This is a genomic window from Labilithrix sp. (assembly GCA_019637155.1).
GTDB lineage: Bacteria > Myxococcota_A > Polyangia > Polyangiales > Polyangiaceae > Labilithrix.
The window spans coordinates 67,745-81,534 of sequence record JAHBWE010000027.1 but is presented as its reverse complement, the minus strand read 5'-3'; the positions used below and the strand labels follow the sequence as shown (position 1 = coordinate 81,534).

13 protein-coding genes are annotated in these 13,790 nt (G+C 70.0%); 6 read left to right on the top strand and 7 right to left on the bottom strand.

The window, feature by feature from the left end:
* Nucleotide 1: 1 nt before the first annotated feature.
* From KF837_40630 to KF837_40615, 4 genes are read right to left on the bottom strand one after another with little or no spacing between them, the layout of a single operon-like run.
* Nucleotides 2-1,315 carry a PD40 domain-containing protein gene (locus tag KF837_40630; protein MBX3233700.1) on the bottom strand — a complete coding sequence of 438 codons (1,314 nt, stop codon included), beginning with the start codon at nt 1,313-1,315 and terminating at the stop codon, nt 2-4.
* Entirely contained in the window at nt 1,300-2,106 is an 807-nt protein-coding gene (locus KF837_40625) for a hypothetical protein (protein ID MBX3233699.1), read from the bottom strand. Before KF837_40625 ends, KF837_40630 begins: the two co-directional genes overlap by 16 nt.
* A gap of 8 nt (nt 2,107-2,114) precedes the next feature.
* Nucleotides 2,115-2,549: an ExbD/TolR family protein gene (locus KF837_40620; protein MBX3233698.1), complete on the bottom strand. Its 435-nt coding sequence runs from the start codon at nt 2,547-2,549 to the stop codon at nt 2,115-2,117.
* Nucleotides 2,550-2,551: 2 nt separating this feature from the next.
* Nucleotides 2,552-3,205 (bottom strand): MotA/TolQ/ExbB proton channel family protein, encoded by a 654-nt coding sequence (locus tag KF837_40615; GenBank protein MBX3233697.1) that lies wholly within the window; start codon nt 3,203-3,205, stop codon nt 2,552-2,554.
* 196 nt (nt 3,206-3,401) lie between these two features.
* On the opposite strand from KF837_40615, the gene KF837_40610 reads away from it, so the two are divergent.
* From KF837_40610 to KF837_40585, 6 genes are all read left to right on the top strand, one after another.
* Nucleotides 3,402-4,394, top strand: coding sequence for a hypothetical protein (locus tag KF837_40610; GenBank protein ID MBX3233696.1), 993 nt, complete (start codon nt 3,402-3,404; stop codon nt 4,392-4,394).
* Between the two features lie 51 nt (nt 4,395-4,445).
* On the top strand, nt 4,446-5,312 hold the full coding sequence (locus KF837_40605) for a rhomboid family intramembrane serine protease (protein MBX3233695.1): 867 nt from the start codon (nt 4,446-4,448) through the stop codon (nt 5,310-5,312).
* A 27-nt stretch (nt 5,313-5,339) separates the two neighbouring features.
* A complete protein-coding gene (locus tag KF837_40600; protein MBX3233694.1) occupies nt 5,340-6,287 on the top strand; it encodes an aspartate carbamoyltransferase catalytic subunit in 948 nt (315 codons plus the stop codon).
* The gene (locus KF837_40595; GenBank protein MBX3233693.1) at nt 6,284-7,108 is read left to right on the top strand and encodes a glutamate racemase; all 825 of its coding nucleotides are present in this window, start codon (nt 6,284-6,286) and stop codon (nt 7,106-7,108) included. The genes KF837_40600 and KF837_40595 overlap by 4 nt, the downstream gene beginning before the upstream one ends.
* A gap of 93 nt (nt 7,109-7,201) precedes the next feature.
* On the top strand, nt 7,202-8,668 hold the full coding sequence (locus KF837_40590) for a serine/threonine protein kinase (GenBank protein ID MBX3233692.1): 1,467 nt from the start codon (nt 7,202-7,204) through the stop codon (nt 8,666-8,668).
* 223 nt (nt 8,669-8,891) lie between these two features.
* Complete coding sequence (locus tag KF837_40585; GenBank protein MBX3233691.1) at nt 8,892-9,593, top strand: hypothetical protein; 702 nt, start codon at nt 8,892-8,894, stop codon at nt 9,591-9,593.
* Between the two features lie 10 nt (nt 9,594-9,603).
* Here the strand turns inward: KF837_40585 and KF837_40580 are convergent, their stop codons facing one another.
* From KF837_40580 to lon, 3 genes are read right to left on the bottom strand one after another with little or no spacing between them, the layout of a single operon-like run.
* Nucleotides 9,604-10,056: an SRPBCC family protein gene (locus tag KF837_40580; GenBank protein ID MBX3233690.1), complete on the bottom strand. Its 453-nt coding sequence runs from the start codon at nt 10,054-10,056 to the stop codon at nt 9,604-9,606.
* 9 nt (nt 10,057-10,065) lie between these two features.
* Nucleotides 10,066-11,364 (bottom strand): homoserine dehydrogenase, encoded by a 1,299-nt coding sequence (locus KF837_40575; protein MBX3233689.1) that lies wholly within the window; start codon nt 11,362-11,364, stop codon nt 10,066-10,068.
* Between the two features lie 2 nt (nt 11,365-11,366).
* Nucleotides 11,367-13,775: an endopeptidase La gene (gene lon, locus KF837_40570; protein MBX3233688.1), complete on the bottom strand. Its 2,409-nt coding sequence runs from the start codon at nt 13,773-13,775 to the stop codon at nt 11,367-11,369.
* Between the last annotated feature and the right edge of the window lie 15 nt (nt 13,776-13,790).

Below are 13,790 nucleotides of genomic sequence, written 5' to 3'. Positions count from 1 at the left end.
CTCAGTTCCCTTCCCAGCGCAGGCTCTCGCCCGTCACGCTCGCGATCTTCTGCTGGTTCTGGCCGAGCGGGTTCGAGAGATAGAGGCCGCCGCGCGTGGAGAAGAACGCGACCATGCGGCCGTCGGGCGAGCACGCGGGGTACGTGTTCGAGCCCTGGTTCTGCGTGAGGCGCTTCATGTTCCCGCCGCCGACGTCGGCGCTGAAGATGTCCCACGTCGCGCCGTCGCGACCCATGAAGAGGATCTTCTGGCCCTCGGGATCGTTGCAGAATACAGGCGCCATGTTGTAGGTGCCGCGGAAGCTCACGCGCTTGCCGTCGATGAAGATCTGCGGGTTGCCGCCCTGGTTCGACACGTACGCGAGCTGGCCGCCGGGGCCGAACGCGGGGTGGGTGTTGAGGCCGCCGTTCGTGACCTTGGTGAGGCCGGTGCCGTCGGGCGCGCCGGTGTAGATGTCGCTCGCGCCGTTCTGCGAGATGACGAGCGCCATCTTTCCGCCGCCGAACGCGACGCCGAACACGAGGCCAGCGTGCTTCAGCACCGCGGCCGGGTTGCCGACCTTGAAGAGCGAGTAGGTGCCGTCGGGCAGGCCGCCCGCGTAGTAGATGCCGCCCGGGCCCGCCGCCGGCGCGAGCGCGACGTTCGACACGGCCTGGAGGCGGCCGAGGCCCTGCCCGTCGCTCTCGACCGAGAAGATGCCCTTCTGCCCGCGGCCGGTCGTGGCGCTGAACACGAGGCGGCCGCCGAAGCTGCCGGCCGTGCCGGTGAAGTACTTCACGACCTCGTTGTCGAACTGGTGCACCGCCGAGCGCACGGAGTTGGACGCGACGTCGTACTCCTTCTTGAGCACGGCATCGGAGCCGCGCGACACGACGTAGAGGCGGAGCTCGACGTGGAGGTTGTTCCCGCGCGGCGAGAGGTTGCCCTTCACGACGCCCTCGGCGCCGATGTTGCGCCACGAGGACGGCTCGATCGACGCGCCCTCCTGCGAGAGGTTCGCGGTGAAGCTCTTCGGATCGAGCACCTGGAACATGCTCGAGAGCGTGAAGTCGCGCGTCGCGGTGTCGACGACCTGCTGCGCGATGGCGCTGTCGCCGAGCGGCGGCGTGACCGCGATCTTGAAGAGCGAGCGCGAGCCGCCCTGGACGACGACGGTCGTGACGTCGCCCGTGTTCGTCGCCTGCGGCAGCGCGCTCGTGGCAGGCGCGGCCGAGCCGGCGGGCTGCTGCGCGACGGCGGGCATCGCGAGGGTGAGGATGGCGCCGGCGCCGAGCGCGACGAAAGGAAAGGCAAAGCGCTTTAGCGTGTCATGCATCTCGAAGCGTCTCCGTTGCGACCGGTAACGACGATTTGAAGCCGCCGACCGCGATACATCTCGTCGACTTCTTTGGGGGGCTGGGGAAGCGGAGCCCGATCGTCGAGGAGCTTCTGTAGCATCGACCTCGCCGCGTCGTCGAAGAGCTCGTTGCCGGAGCTCTTCGCCGGGGCCTGCTTCACGTACCAGATCACCATCTGCCGGTTGATCTGGATCTCGAACACAGCGCAGAGCTTTCTCTCCTCACCGATGGAGATCACGGTGGGAACCGTGAGGTGCTGGCCGAAGAACTGGCCGAGCTGCGTCGCGTACATGTCTCCGGCGCGGACCTTGCTCGGATCAGTCTCCGTGCCGCCGTCGACGCCGCTCTCGTGGCCCTCCTCGGGGCGCTTCATTCCGGCGTCCTCCGCGAACGGATCGCTCTTGTTCACGAGGTTCGTGAGGTCCGAGTCCTCCGCGTTCGTCGGCGGCGGGCCGGCGTCGGGGTTCTTCTTCGCCGGATCGTCGGCCGACGCGTTGATCTGCTTCTTCGGCGCGGTGCGCGTCTGCGGCACGAGGCGATCGGGCAGCTTCTTCGGGTCGATCGGCTTGCCGAGCTTCAAGAGCGACGCCTGCACGACGGGGCGCGAGACGAGGGGCTTCTCTTCCTCCTCGTCGGCCGCGGACGGGACGATCGCCTTGTAGACGAAGGGCCCGATCGACGCGAGGTGGAGGGACACGGCCACGACGACGCCGAGGACCTTCTCGTCCGACGTGTATTTCGGCGTGTACGGGACCCCGGGGAGCTTCACGATTGCCTCTACTTAACCACCATCGGGTCGGTGATCATGCCGAGCTTCTCGACGCCGGCGGCGCGAGCGGCCGCCATCACGCGCAACACGACGCCGTACTTCACGTTCTCGTCGGCTTGGACGTAGAGCTCCTTCTCTTCTTGGAGGCGCGCGTTCGTCTTGAGGCGATCGTCGATCGCTTGCGTAATCTCATCCTTGCCGAGGTAGACGTGCTCGTCCGCGGTGACGATGACGAGGAGCTTCGAGTCGTCCGTCTGCATCGGGGCGCTCTTCACCTTCGGGAGGTCGACCTGCACGCCGGTCTGCAAGAGCGGCGCGGTGACCATGAAGATGACGAGGAGGACGAGCATGACGTCGATGAGCGGCGTCACGTTGATGTCGTTCATCCCGCCGATGCGCTTGCGACCTCGCCCGCCGCCCCCACCGCCGCCGCCCATGCCCATCGCTACACCCCTCCGAGCTTGGCGCGCGCCGACACGTCGGCGGCGAAGGCGTCCATGATGTCGGCGAGCTCGCCGACGCGACGCGCGAAGTAGTTGTACGCCATGACGGCGGGGATCGCGGCGACGAGGCCGATCGCGGTCGCGATGAGCGCCTCCGCGATCTTCGGCGCGACGACGGGGAGGTTCGCGCTCTGCTGGTTACCGATCGAGAGGAACGCGTCCATGATGCCGTAGACGGTCCCGAAGAGGCCGATGAACGGCGACGTCGATCCGATCGTCCCGAGGAGCGACATCCACGACTCGAGGTGGGTGACCTCGCTCGCGGCCGCGCGCCGCGTGATGCTCTCGACGTGCGTGGCTTGCGCGTCGTCGAGGCGCTGGCCGCGCACGCCCTTCGTGAGGCGGACCATCTCGTCGTAGCCGGTCGCGAAGATGCGGGCGAACGGCGAGCCGCGGAAGCCGGAGAGGCCTTGCTGCGCGAGCGCGTCGAGCGAGCCGGCGGCGTCGAACGCCTTCATGAACTTGTCGGAGTCGCCGCGGGCGCGGATGAGGTGGAGCGCCTTCGCGAAGATCACGATCCAGCAGAGGATCGAGAACGCGACGAGGACGACGAGCACCAGCTTCACGGGGATCGACGCGTGCAGCACGAGCTGCATCGGGTCGAGCCGTTCAGGCGCTCCGCTGGGCGGGCCTCCCCCACCCGCGGGCTGTACGGCGACATCGATCGCATCCAGGGCTGCCCGGGAGAAGCTCATGGGCCCCCTTATGGTCCCGACCGTTCCGCGGTGTCAAAGGGTGTGTTAAAGAGCGAGCGTGCTTCGCTTAACGGCTCGATCGCGGCGATGGATCGCGATGGCGACGTTCGCCCTCGTCACGGTGCTCTTCGGGGCGGTCGCGTGCGACGACGTGTCCTCGGGCGGCATCCCGCCGGCCACCGGAATCCTGATTCGTGCCGAGACGTTGACGACGGGTCGCGGCTGCGGCCGCGGGCCCACCCAGCTCTTCAAGTACGCGGTCGTCGTCTACGGCTACTCGGGGGAGGGCGACCCGGCCGTGCGGAGCAACTACACGAGGCCGGCGGTCGCGAACGTCTTCGATTGTTACGTCGACGGGACGTTCCTCGAGCTCGCGCCGGTCGGCTCGAACCAGACCTATCGCCTCGAGGTCTACGCCTACAACGAGGCCGCGTTCAGCAAGTCGTCGGGCGCGATCCTCTCCGCCGGGACGAACGTCGACGTGCTCCGCAACACGAAGCCGCCGCCGACGTGGACGACGGAGTGCACCGCGACCCAATCGGCCGAGGTCGAGACGCTCGCGCTCTGCGATCCCCTCTCCGCCGGCCTCGGCGCCTTCGGGGTGACGCCTGCGGCCACGCAGATCTCGCTCGCAACGCAGTCGTTCCGCCTCCCGGACGGGCGGCTCGCCGTCTGCGGCCCCACCGCGACACCACCCGACGCCGGAGAGCCCGACGCCGGAGAGGACGACGCCGGAGAGCCCGACGCCGGCCTCGAGGACGCGGACGCTGGAGACGACGCCGGAGACGCGGAGGCCGGTGACGCGGGGGTCGCGGACGACGCGGGGGACGCCGGGGACGACGCCGGCGCGCCGACGAGCGGCCTCGTTCCGTTCACGATCGCGCGGATTCGGCCGCGCATCGGGAACACGGTGGCGGCGGAGCCGATCGACGTCACGTGCCCGAGCCCGTACCTCGCCGACGTCGGGCCCGATCCCGCCGAGTACACCGTCGACGTCGGGCTCGTCGACGACCGCGGCACGGTCGTCGGCCAGACCGCATGCATCGTCACGACCGAAACCGGGATCCCGAACCCCGCGATCTGCCCCTGAGCCAGGGTCGACCTTGCTCGGGTCGCGGCAGGAAACTAGAGTTCTAGAGAGATGAGTGACAACGGGGACTTCGCCCTTCGGTTGCCGCGGCCTGGCCGCGGGCTGAAGCTGGTCCTCGTCCTCGTCGGCCTCTTCGCGATCGCGGGTGCGATCGTCGTGCAGTCGACGCCCGGCGGCGAGGAAGGCAGGCGCCTCTTCGAGCTGCTCGCGTTCGAGCCGCACCGGTTGATCTCGAGCGGCGGCGTCCCGCGCATCTGGACGCTCTTCACGGCGGGCCTGCTCACGAGCACGGACGGCGTCGGGCACGCGATCGGATCGCTCATCGGCCTCTACTTCATGTCGCCCGACCTCGAGCGGCGATGGGGCTCGGCGCGGCTGCTCCGCTTCCTCGCGGCCTCGGTCGTGATCGGCAACCTCGTGGTCTTCGCGGCTTCGTTCCTGCCGTACGAGCCGTTCAAGCCGCCGATGGTCTACGGCCCGCTCGCGGCGATCGCGGCGACCGCGGTCGCGTGGGCGCGCGAGAACAAGAACGCGACCGCGCGCTTCATGTTCTTCGTCCCGATGACGGGGCGCACGTTCTTCTGGCTCGTGATCGCGCTGTGCGCCGTCGCGCTCCTCTCGTCGGGTTTCCACGAAGGCTCCTTCGCCCCGCTCGGCGGCGCGCTCGCGGGCGTGCTCCTCGCGGGCTCGCCCTCCCCGCTCCGCGCGGCGTGGCTCCGGATCCGTCTCGGCTCGCTCCGCGCACGCGGCGCCGGCAAGCAGATCACGGTGTCGGAGCTCCTCGACGAGACACCGCGCCCCCGCCCCGCCACGAAGCGCGCGGGCGGCAAGACCCCCGCGCTCCGCATCCTGCAAGGCGGCCTCGAGGACGACCTCAAGAACCGCAAGCCGCCAAAGGACAAGCGCTACCTGAACTGAGTAGGCACGTGGTAATCAGCCGCCACGATGTGGACGCACCGGCATCTCCTCGGGATCGAAGACCTGTCGGCGGAGGACATCGACGCGGTGCTCGACCGGGCGGACACCTGGTTCGAGGCCTCGCGCGGCGGGAGCCGCAAGTCGGGGCTCTTGAAGGGCAGGACCGTCATCAACCTGTTCTTCGAGTCGTCGACGCGCACGCGCACCTCGTTCGAGGCGGCGGGCAAGCGGCTCGGCGCCGACGTCGTCAACGTCAGCTCCTCCGGATCGAGCGTGAGCAAGGGCGAGACGCTGCTCGACACGGCGAAGAACCTCGAGGCGATGCGCGCCGACGCGCTCGTCGTGCGCCACTCGAGCTCGGGCGCGCCGGGCTTCCTCGCTTCGCGCGTCGACTGCGCGATCGTCAACGCGGGCGACGGCGCGCACGAGCACCCCACCCAGGCGCTCCTCGACGCGTTCACGATCCGCAAGGCGAAGGGGCGGCTCGAAGGGCTCGTCGTCGCGATCTGCGGGGACATCACGCACTCGCGCGTCGCGCGCTCGAACGCGCTGCTCCTCGGCAAGAAAGGCGCCGAGGTGCGGCTCACCGGCCTCCGCACGATGCTGCCGATGGAGGCCGAGACGCTCGGCGCGACGACGAAGGTCATCCCGCGCCTCGAGCAGGCGATCGAGGGCGCCGACGTCGTGATGATGCTGCGCATCCAGGCGGAGCGCTTCACCGGCGCGAGCGCGGAGCGGGGCGCTTCGCCGATGTCGACGACGCGCGAGTACTCCCGCACCTTCGGCCTCAACGCGCAGAAGCTCTCGCGCGCGAAGTCCGACGCGATCGTCATGCACCCCGGCCCGATCAACCGCGGCGTCGAGCTCGATCCCTACGTCGCTGACGGCGAGCGCAGCGTCATCCTCGATCAGGTCGAGGCCGGCGTCGCGGTGCGCATGGCGGTGCTCGAGCTCCTGCTCTCGACGTCGTCGTGAGCCGCGGGGTGAACCCCGACGCGCCGCTCGGCGTGTTCGACTCCGGGCTCGGCGGGCTCACCGTCGTGCGCGCGCTGCGGGCGGCGCTCCCGCACGAGGACATCGTGTACCTCGGCGACACCGCGCGCGTGCCGTACGGGACCAAGGGCGCCGACACCGTCACGAAGTACGCGCTCGGCTGCGCGCGCCGCCTCGTCGCCGAAGGCGTGAAGGCGATCGTCGTCGCGTGCAACACCGTGAGCGCGGTCGCGCCGGAGCGCCTCCGCGTCGAGCTCGACCTGCCGGTCCTCGGCGTCATCGAGCCGGGCGCGCGCGCGGCCGCGGCGGCGACGAAGGTCTTCAAGGTCGGCGTCCTCGCGACCGCGGGCACGATCGCGTCGGGCGCGTACCCGCGCGCGATCGCGGCGTGCTCCACCCGCATCGAGACCTACGGCCAGGCCGCGCCGCTCCTCGTCCCGCTCGCGGAGGAGGGATGGACCGAAGGCGAGGTCCCTTCCCTCGCCGCGCGTCGCTATCTCGATCCGTTGGCTGCGGCCGGCGTCGACGTCGTCATCCTCGGGTGCACGCACTACCCGATCCTCTTCGATACCATCCAGCGCGAGGCCCGCGCCCGGATGGGCGAGCACGTCGTGATCCTCGACAGCGCGAGCGTCGTGGCGGCGGAAGTGGCGAGCTTTCTGCGCGAACGCGAGCTCGTCCGTTCCGCCGCGCGCGGCCCGGGGAGGACGCGCCTCTTCGTGACCGACATGCCGCGCTCGTTCGACGTGTCGGCCTCGCGCTTCCTCGGTGGGAGCGCGGAGGCGACGCTCATCGATTTGTAGGGATTTCCTCTCTGGCGACAATGCCGCAGAATGGTGGGCGTGTCGTTGCCACAGCTCGAGCTAGCGAGCCGGGATACACGCGAAATTGCTCGCGTGCTTCGCGGCGCGCTGCGTCTGCGCACGGAGGTCGTGCACCTCGTCGCGCCGCCTCGGGGGAGCGGCCAACACCTGCTCACGGTCGACGTCCCGGGAGGCGAGAAGGTCGCCCTCCTCGCCGACCCCGCCGGGAACCCGCGCGAAGACGGCGCGTACCCCCTCAACCTGCGGCCGGTGACGCGGGTGCAGATGGCGGAGCTCTTCACGATCGTCGAGAAGCTCGATGAGCCGTCAGGCAGCGTGCCGCCGCCGCCGTCGGGCGACGACGAAGAGCTCGCCGAGGACACGATCGTCAACGCCGCGCCTTCGCGCATCGTCGTCCCGCAACCGGCCCCGACGACGGCGTACGCGAAGATCGGCTCGAAGGACCCCATCCCGGACGACGCGCCGCTGGACGAGCTGCTCGAGGTGGTCGACAGCATCCCGCCGCCGCCCTCCTCCGACTTCGAGATCTCCTCGTCGAGCCTGCTCCGCGCGAGCGGCACGAACGTGGTCCCCGCCGTCCCGCCGCCGCCCTCGGGCGCCCCCGCCCGTCCGCCGTCGTCGTCCGCGATGAAGCAGGTCGACAAGCGGATCGGCCGCGTCCTCGCGGGCAAGTACCACATCGACGCGCCGATCGGCGCAGGCGCGGCGGCGACGGTCTACCGCGCGACGCACAAAGACCTCCGCCGCTCGGTCGCGGTGAAGATCCTCCACGCCGAGAACCAGAGCGAGTCGCAGTTCATCCGCCGCTTCAAGGCGGAGGCGCTCACCGCGAGCAAGCTCGAGCACGTCAACGTCACGCGCATCATCGACTTCGGGCAGGAGGGCGGCGAGCTCTACCTCGTGATGGAGCTCGTCGTCGGCAAGTCGCTCGACGCGACCCTCGCGGTCGGCGGCCCGCTGCCCGCGAAGCGCGTGATCGGCATCGGCATCCAGGTCTGCCGCGCGCTGACGTTCGCGCACCGCATGGGCGTCGTGCATCGGGACATCAAGCCCGAGAACATCATGCTCGTCCCCGACATGGACGACGACGGCGATCCGACCGACCTCGTGAAGGTCTGCGACTTCGGCCTCGCGAAGATGCGCGACCCGGGCGACGGCGAAGGCGAGATCACGGTGACGGGGATGCTGTGCGGCTCGCCCGCGTACATGTCCCCGGAGCAGACGCGCGGCGACACGATCGACGCGCGCACGGACATCTACTCGCTCGGGGTGTCGCTCTTCGAGGCGCTCACCGGCGCGCTCCCGTACGAGGCGTTCTCGATCGGCGAGCTGTTCCTGAAGAAGTGCACCCAGACCCCGCGCCGCGCCTCGACCCTCGTGACGGTGGACGCCGTGCTCGACGACATCGTCGCGCGCGCGATGGCGATCGACCCTCGCGCGCGCCACGCGTCCGCGAAGGAGCTCCGCACCGAGCTCCGCGCCGCCCTCGACGTCCTCGACGACGACGGCAACTCGAGCGCCACCCTCCTCGGCGGCTGAACGAGGACGCTCGAAGCCAAACGCCCCCCTCTCTCTGCGGGGGTCCGGGGGCGTCGGAGCGCGCCCCGCGCGCGGAGAATCCCCCGGCGGGAGAGCTCGAGAGGGCAGAGCCCTCTCGAACAAGACCGCACCAGTTGAGGGTGATCCGGCTCAGCCGGGAGGGCGTGTTTTCCGGGCAATACCGAGGGGCGGCGGAGGCATGATCCCTGCACTCTGCACCGGTATGGATCCCCTGGACTGGAGCGGCTCGGCGATGCCGACGACCGCGCGTGTGCGCCGGCCGCCGGGGCGGCGAAGGAGCCTGGCGCCGGTGATCGCGCTCGTGCTGACCGCGGGCGCGCTCGTCTCGGCGCGCGCGCTCGCGGCGCGCATCGCCCGGGTGCAGGCGCCGATCGTGCCGGCGCTGCCCGTAGCGCCGCCGCCGGCGAAGGAGGACGAAGACGCGATCGCGAAGCTCGACGCGCTCCTCGTCGCGATCGAGAAGAGCGTCGCGGAGCCGGCGCGGAAGACCTGCCCCGCGATCGACCGCAAGGTCACGGCGCCGATCGTCGCGATCGGCGCGCGGGAGGAGCTCTCGAGCCGCGCCGTGAGGACCGCGCTCGATCGCAAGGGCGGCCCCGAGGTCCGCGGCCCCGCCGCGCGCGCGGTGACCGAGGCGCCCTACCTCGCGGTGCTCACGGGCGTCGATCGCGCGTGGCTCCTCAAGCGGCGCGGGACCTGGCGCGGCTCGTTCGACGGCCGCGTCCTGCTCGTCGACACGAAGACGGCGAAGCCGGTGTGCGCGCTCCCGCTGTCGTTCGAGACCGGCTCGAAGGTCCGCACCGAGCGCATCGACGACGCGACGATGAAGTCGCTGAAGGAGGAGCTCGACGCGCGCTTCCCGAAGGAGGCCGCCGGCGCGCTCGGCATCGGCCTCGAGCGGTGAGGCGCCGCGCTCAACCGGCTTCGGCGAGCTCCTTCAGCACGCGCATGCGCGTCGCGAGGAAGCGGCGCATGTAGCGCTCGAGGAAGAGCCGCTCCGCGATCCGGCCGAGCGGGCCGAGCGGCGCGTCGAAGTCGAAGACGTCGCGGCAGCGCGTGCCGTCACCCTCGGTCGTGAAGAAGTGGTCATGGTCGAAGCGGCGGAAGGCGCCGCGCACCATCGAGTCGCGGAAGTGGCGCGGGCGGTCGAAGGCGGTGATGCGGCTCGTGAGGCGCTGCATCACGCCGAAGTGGCGCGCCTCCCACGTCACCTCGTCGTCGAGGTCGAGGAGGCCGCTCGTCTTGCCCGCGACCGCGCGCTCCTCCGTCCCCGGCGTCGACGCGACGTGGGCGTCGACGTCGCGCGCGAGGTCGAAGACGCGCTCGATCGGCGCGGCGACGAAGAGCTCGAGCTCGATCCGAGCCAAGGCGCCCGCTCAGTGCACGCGGATCATGCGCGGCTTCGCGGCGACGTAGTCGCTCTCGCCGATCGCGTCGAGCGCGCCCTGGAGCGCGGACTCCTTCGCCTCGTGGGTGAGCATGACGACGTCGACGGGCGTGTCCTCGCTCCCCCGCCCCTGCTGCACGAGCTGCTCGATCGAGACGCCGCGCTCTCCCAGCGCGCCGGTGATCTTCGCGAGGACGCCGGGGCGGTCGTAGACGGAGAAGCGCACGTAGTAGCGCGTGACGACGTCGGCCATCGGCGCGAGCGCGCGCTCGCCGAGCCGGATCGCGCGCGTCATGTTGCCGGAGACGCCGCTCTTCTTCGCGGTCGCGACGTCGACGACGTCGGCGACGACGGAGACCGCGGTCGGCATGTCGCCCGCGCCGCGCCCGGAGAGGAGGCACGGACCGAGCGCGCGCCCCTCGATCGCGACCGCGTTGAGGACGCCGTTGATGTTCGCGAGCGGCGCGTCCTTCGCGACGAGGGCGGGGTGCACGCGGAGCTCGAGCGCTTCTTGGCCCGCGGTGTCGCCCTTCAGCTTCGCGATGCCGAGCTGCTTCACGACGAACCCGAAGCGCTCGGCGAAGGCGCTGTCGATCGCCTCGACGGTGTCGATCCCCTCCGTCGACACGTGGACCCCGTCGAGGCGCGCGCCGAACGCGAGCATCGAGAGGACGACGAGCTTGTGCGCCGCGTCGCCGCCGCCGACGTCGAGGGTGGGATCGGCCTCGGCGTAGCCCTTCTCTTGCGCCTCCTTCACCGCGGCGTCGAACGAGAGGCCGCCTTGGCGCATGCGGGTGAGGACGTAGTTCGAGGTGCCGTTGATGATGCCGACGAGCGACGCGATGCGATCGCTCGCGAGCGAGTCGCGCAGCACGCGGACGACGGGGATGCCGCCGCCGACCGCGCCCTCGAAGGCGAGGTCGACGCCGCGCTTCCGCGCGCGCTCGAGCAGCTCGCCGCCGTGGAGCGCGAGGAGCATCTTGTTCGCGGTGACGACCTGCTTGCCCGCCTCGATCGCCGCGCCGATGTGCGCGCGCGCGGGCTCGACCCCGCCCATGACCTCGACGATGACGTCGCACGCCGCGTCGTCGAGGACGGCCCTCGGATCGGTCGTGAGCTTCGCCGGATCGAGCTCCGGCACCCGCTCCTTCGACGGATCGCGCACGAGCACCCGCGTGATCTCGATCGGCGCCCCGACCCGCGCCTCGATGTACGCCGCGTTCGCGCGCAGGAGCTGAACGACACCACCACCCACGGTGCCGCAACCGAGCAATCCGACCTTGATCATGCTCAGTTCTGCGGCGCGGTCGCGGCGGAGGACTCGGGCTTGGGCTGGAGCTTCTCCTCGAGCGCGGCGTCGAGGAGCTGGTCCATCTTCGAGATCTGGATGAACTCGAGGTCGTTCTTGATCTCGGCCGGCACCTCGTCGAGGTCGGCCTTGTTGCGCTCGGGGATGAGCACGCGCTTGATGCCCGCGCGGTGCGCGGCGAGCACCTTCTCCTTGAGGCCGCCGATGGGCAGCACGCGGCCGCGGAGCGTGATCTCGCCCGTCATCGCGACGTCGTGGCGGACGCGGACGCCCGACAGCATCGAGACGAGGGCGGTGAACATCGTCACGCCGGCGGAGGGGCCGTCCTTCGGCATCGCGCCGGCCGGGATGTGGATGTGGATGTCGCTCTTCTCGAGGAAGTCCTTCGCGAGCCCGAGCTTCTCCGCGTTCGTGCGGACGTACGAGAGCGCGGCCTGCGCCGACTCCTTCATGACGTCGCCGAGCTGGCCGGTGAGCTGGAGCTTGCCGGTGCCGAACATCTTCGTCGCCTCGATGAAGAGGATCTCGCCGCCGACGCTGGTCCACGCGAGCCCCGTCGCGACGCCCGGCTCCTCCGTGCGCTCCGCGACCTCGCTCGTGTAGCGCGGCGCGCCGAGGAACTCCGCCACCTGCTCGGCGGAGTCGATCTTGCGCGGGGTCGTGTCGCCCTCGGCGATCTTCACCGCGACGCCGCGGATCACCGAGGCGACCTGACGCTCGAGCGTGCGGACGCCGGCCTCGCGCGTGTAGTGGTCGATGACCTCGTCGACCGCCTTGTCGCCGATCTCGAGCTGCTCCTTCGTGATGCCGTGCTCCTCGATCTGCTTCGGGATGAGGTGCTGGCGCGCGATCGCCAATTTCTCGTTTCGCGTGTAACCCGGGATTTCCAGGATTTCCATGCGATCCCGGAGAGGCGGGGGAATCGGGTCGGCGACGTTCGCGGTCGCGACGAACATCACGTTCGAGAGGTCGAACGGGATCTCGAGGTAGTGGTCGGCGAAGGTGTTGTTCTGCTCGGGGTCGAGGACCTCGAGCAGCGCGGCGGCGGGATCGCCGCGGAAGTCGTGGCCGATCTTGTCGATCTCGTCGAGCATGAAGACCGGGTTCGTGGTCCCGACCTTCTTCATGCCCTGGATGATCTGGCCCGGGAGCGCGCCGACGTACGTGCGGCGGTGACCGCGGATCGCCGCTTCGTCGTGGACGCCGCCGAGCGAGATGCGGTGGAACTTGCGCCCGAGCGAGCGCGCGATGGAGCGGCCGAGCGACGTCTTGCCGACGCCGGGGGGGCCGATGAGGCAGAGGATCGGCCCCTTCTTGTCCTTCTTCAGCTTCCGGACCGCGAGGTACTCGAGGATGCGCTTCTTCACCTTCTCGAGGCCGTAGTGGTCGTCGTCGAGGACCTTCCGCACGGACGCGATCTCGAGGTTGTCCGGCGTCGAGTTGTGCCAGGGGAGATCGAGGATCCAGTCGAGGTAGGTGCGGACGACGGTGTACTCCGCCGACCCGACCTGCATGTTGCGGAGGCGCTTCAGCTGCTTCTTCGCGACCTGCTCGGCCTCGTTCGGGAGGTTCGCCTTCGCGATGCGCTCCTCGATGCCGTCGAGGTCGCCCTGATCGCCGTCGTCCTCGCCGAGCTCCTCCTTGATCGCCTTGAGCTGCTGCCGGAGCACGTACTCGCGCTGGTTCTTGCCCATCTCCTCCTTGATCTGGGAGTTGATGCGCTCGCGCATCTTGAGGATCTCGAGCTGCCGCGTCAGCAGGCGGAGCACCTTGCGGATGCGGTCCTTCGCGTCGACCGTCTCGAGCAGCTGCGCCTTCTCTTCGACCGGCGCGTCGAGGTTCGCGGCGACGAGGTCCGCGAGCGCGCCCGGCGCCTGGATCGAGTCGATGAGCGAGCCCGCCTCGCGCGGGAGCTCGGGCATGAGCTGGATGACCTGCTTCGCGATGTCACGGAGCGACATCGAGAGCGCCTCCGCTTCGTCGTCGTCGACGCCGCTCTCCTCGAGGCGCTTCACCTTCGCCTTGAGGTAGGGCGCGCTCTGCGAGACGTCGTCGAGGCGGATGCGGGTGAGACCCTGGAGGATGAGGGAGTAGTTGCCCGAGCTGTGCTTGAGCGCCTTGAGCACCCGTGCGGCGCAGCCCACTTGGTGCAGATCGTCCGCCCCGGGGTCGTCGGTCGCAGGATCCTTCTGGGCGAAGATGGCGATGACGGGCGACGGGAAGTTGTCGACGTCCTCGACGAGCGCGACCGACTTCTCACGGCCCACGTCGAACGGAGCGACGGCGCCCGGGAACAGCACGGCGTTGCGGATCGGAAGGACGGGCAGCTCGTCCCCGAACTGCACCTGATCGTCTTCCTTCTCGCGCGGCGGACCCTTCTTCTCGGTCATTCTCTTCTACCTCTC

Excerpts from the sequence above, each read along its gene's own strand:
- KF837_40575 (MBX3233689.1), bottom strand. The coding sequence starts at position 11,364 with ATGATCAAGGTCGGATTGCTCGGTTGCGGCACCGTGGGTGGTGGTGTC.
- KF837_40630 (MBX3233700.1), bottom strand. The coding sequence starts at position 1,315 with ATGCATGACACGCTAAAGCGCTTTGCCTTTCCTTTCGTCGCGCTCGGC.
- lon (MBX3233688.1), bottom strand. The coding sequence starts at position 13,775 with ATGACCGAGAAGAAGGGTCCGCCGCGCGAGAAGGAAGACGATCAGGTG.
- KF837_40600 (MBX3233694.1), top strand. The coding sequence starts at position 5,340 with ATGTGGACGCACCGGCATCTCCTCGGGATCGAAGACCTGTCGGCGGAG.
- KF837_40585 (MBX3233691.1), top strand. The coding sequence starts at position 8,892 with ATGGATCCCCTGGACTGGAGCGGCTCGGCGATGCCGACGACCGCGCGT.
- KF837_40615 (MBX3233697.1), bottom strand. The coding sequence starts at position 3,205 with ATGCAGCTCGTGCTGCACGCGTCGATCCCCGTGAAGCTGGTGCTCGTC.
- KF837_40605 (MBX3233695.1), top strand. The coding sequence starts at position 4,446 with ATGAGTGACAACGGGGACTTCGCCCTTCGGTTGCCGCGGCCTGGCCGC.
- KF837_40610 (MBX3233696.1), top strand. The coding sequence starts at position 3,402 with ATGGCGACGTTCGCCCTCGTCACGGTGCTCTTCGGGGCGGTCGCGTGC.
- KF837_40620 (MBX3233698.1), bottom strand. The coding sequence starts at position 2,549 with ATGGGCATGGGCGGCGGCGGTGGGGGCGGCGGGCGAGGTCGCAAGCGC.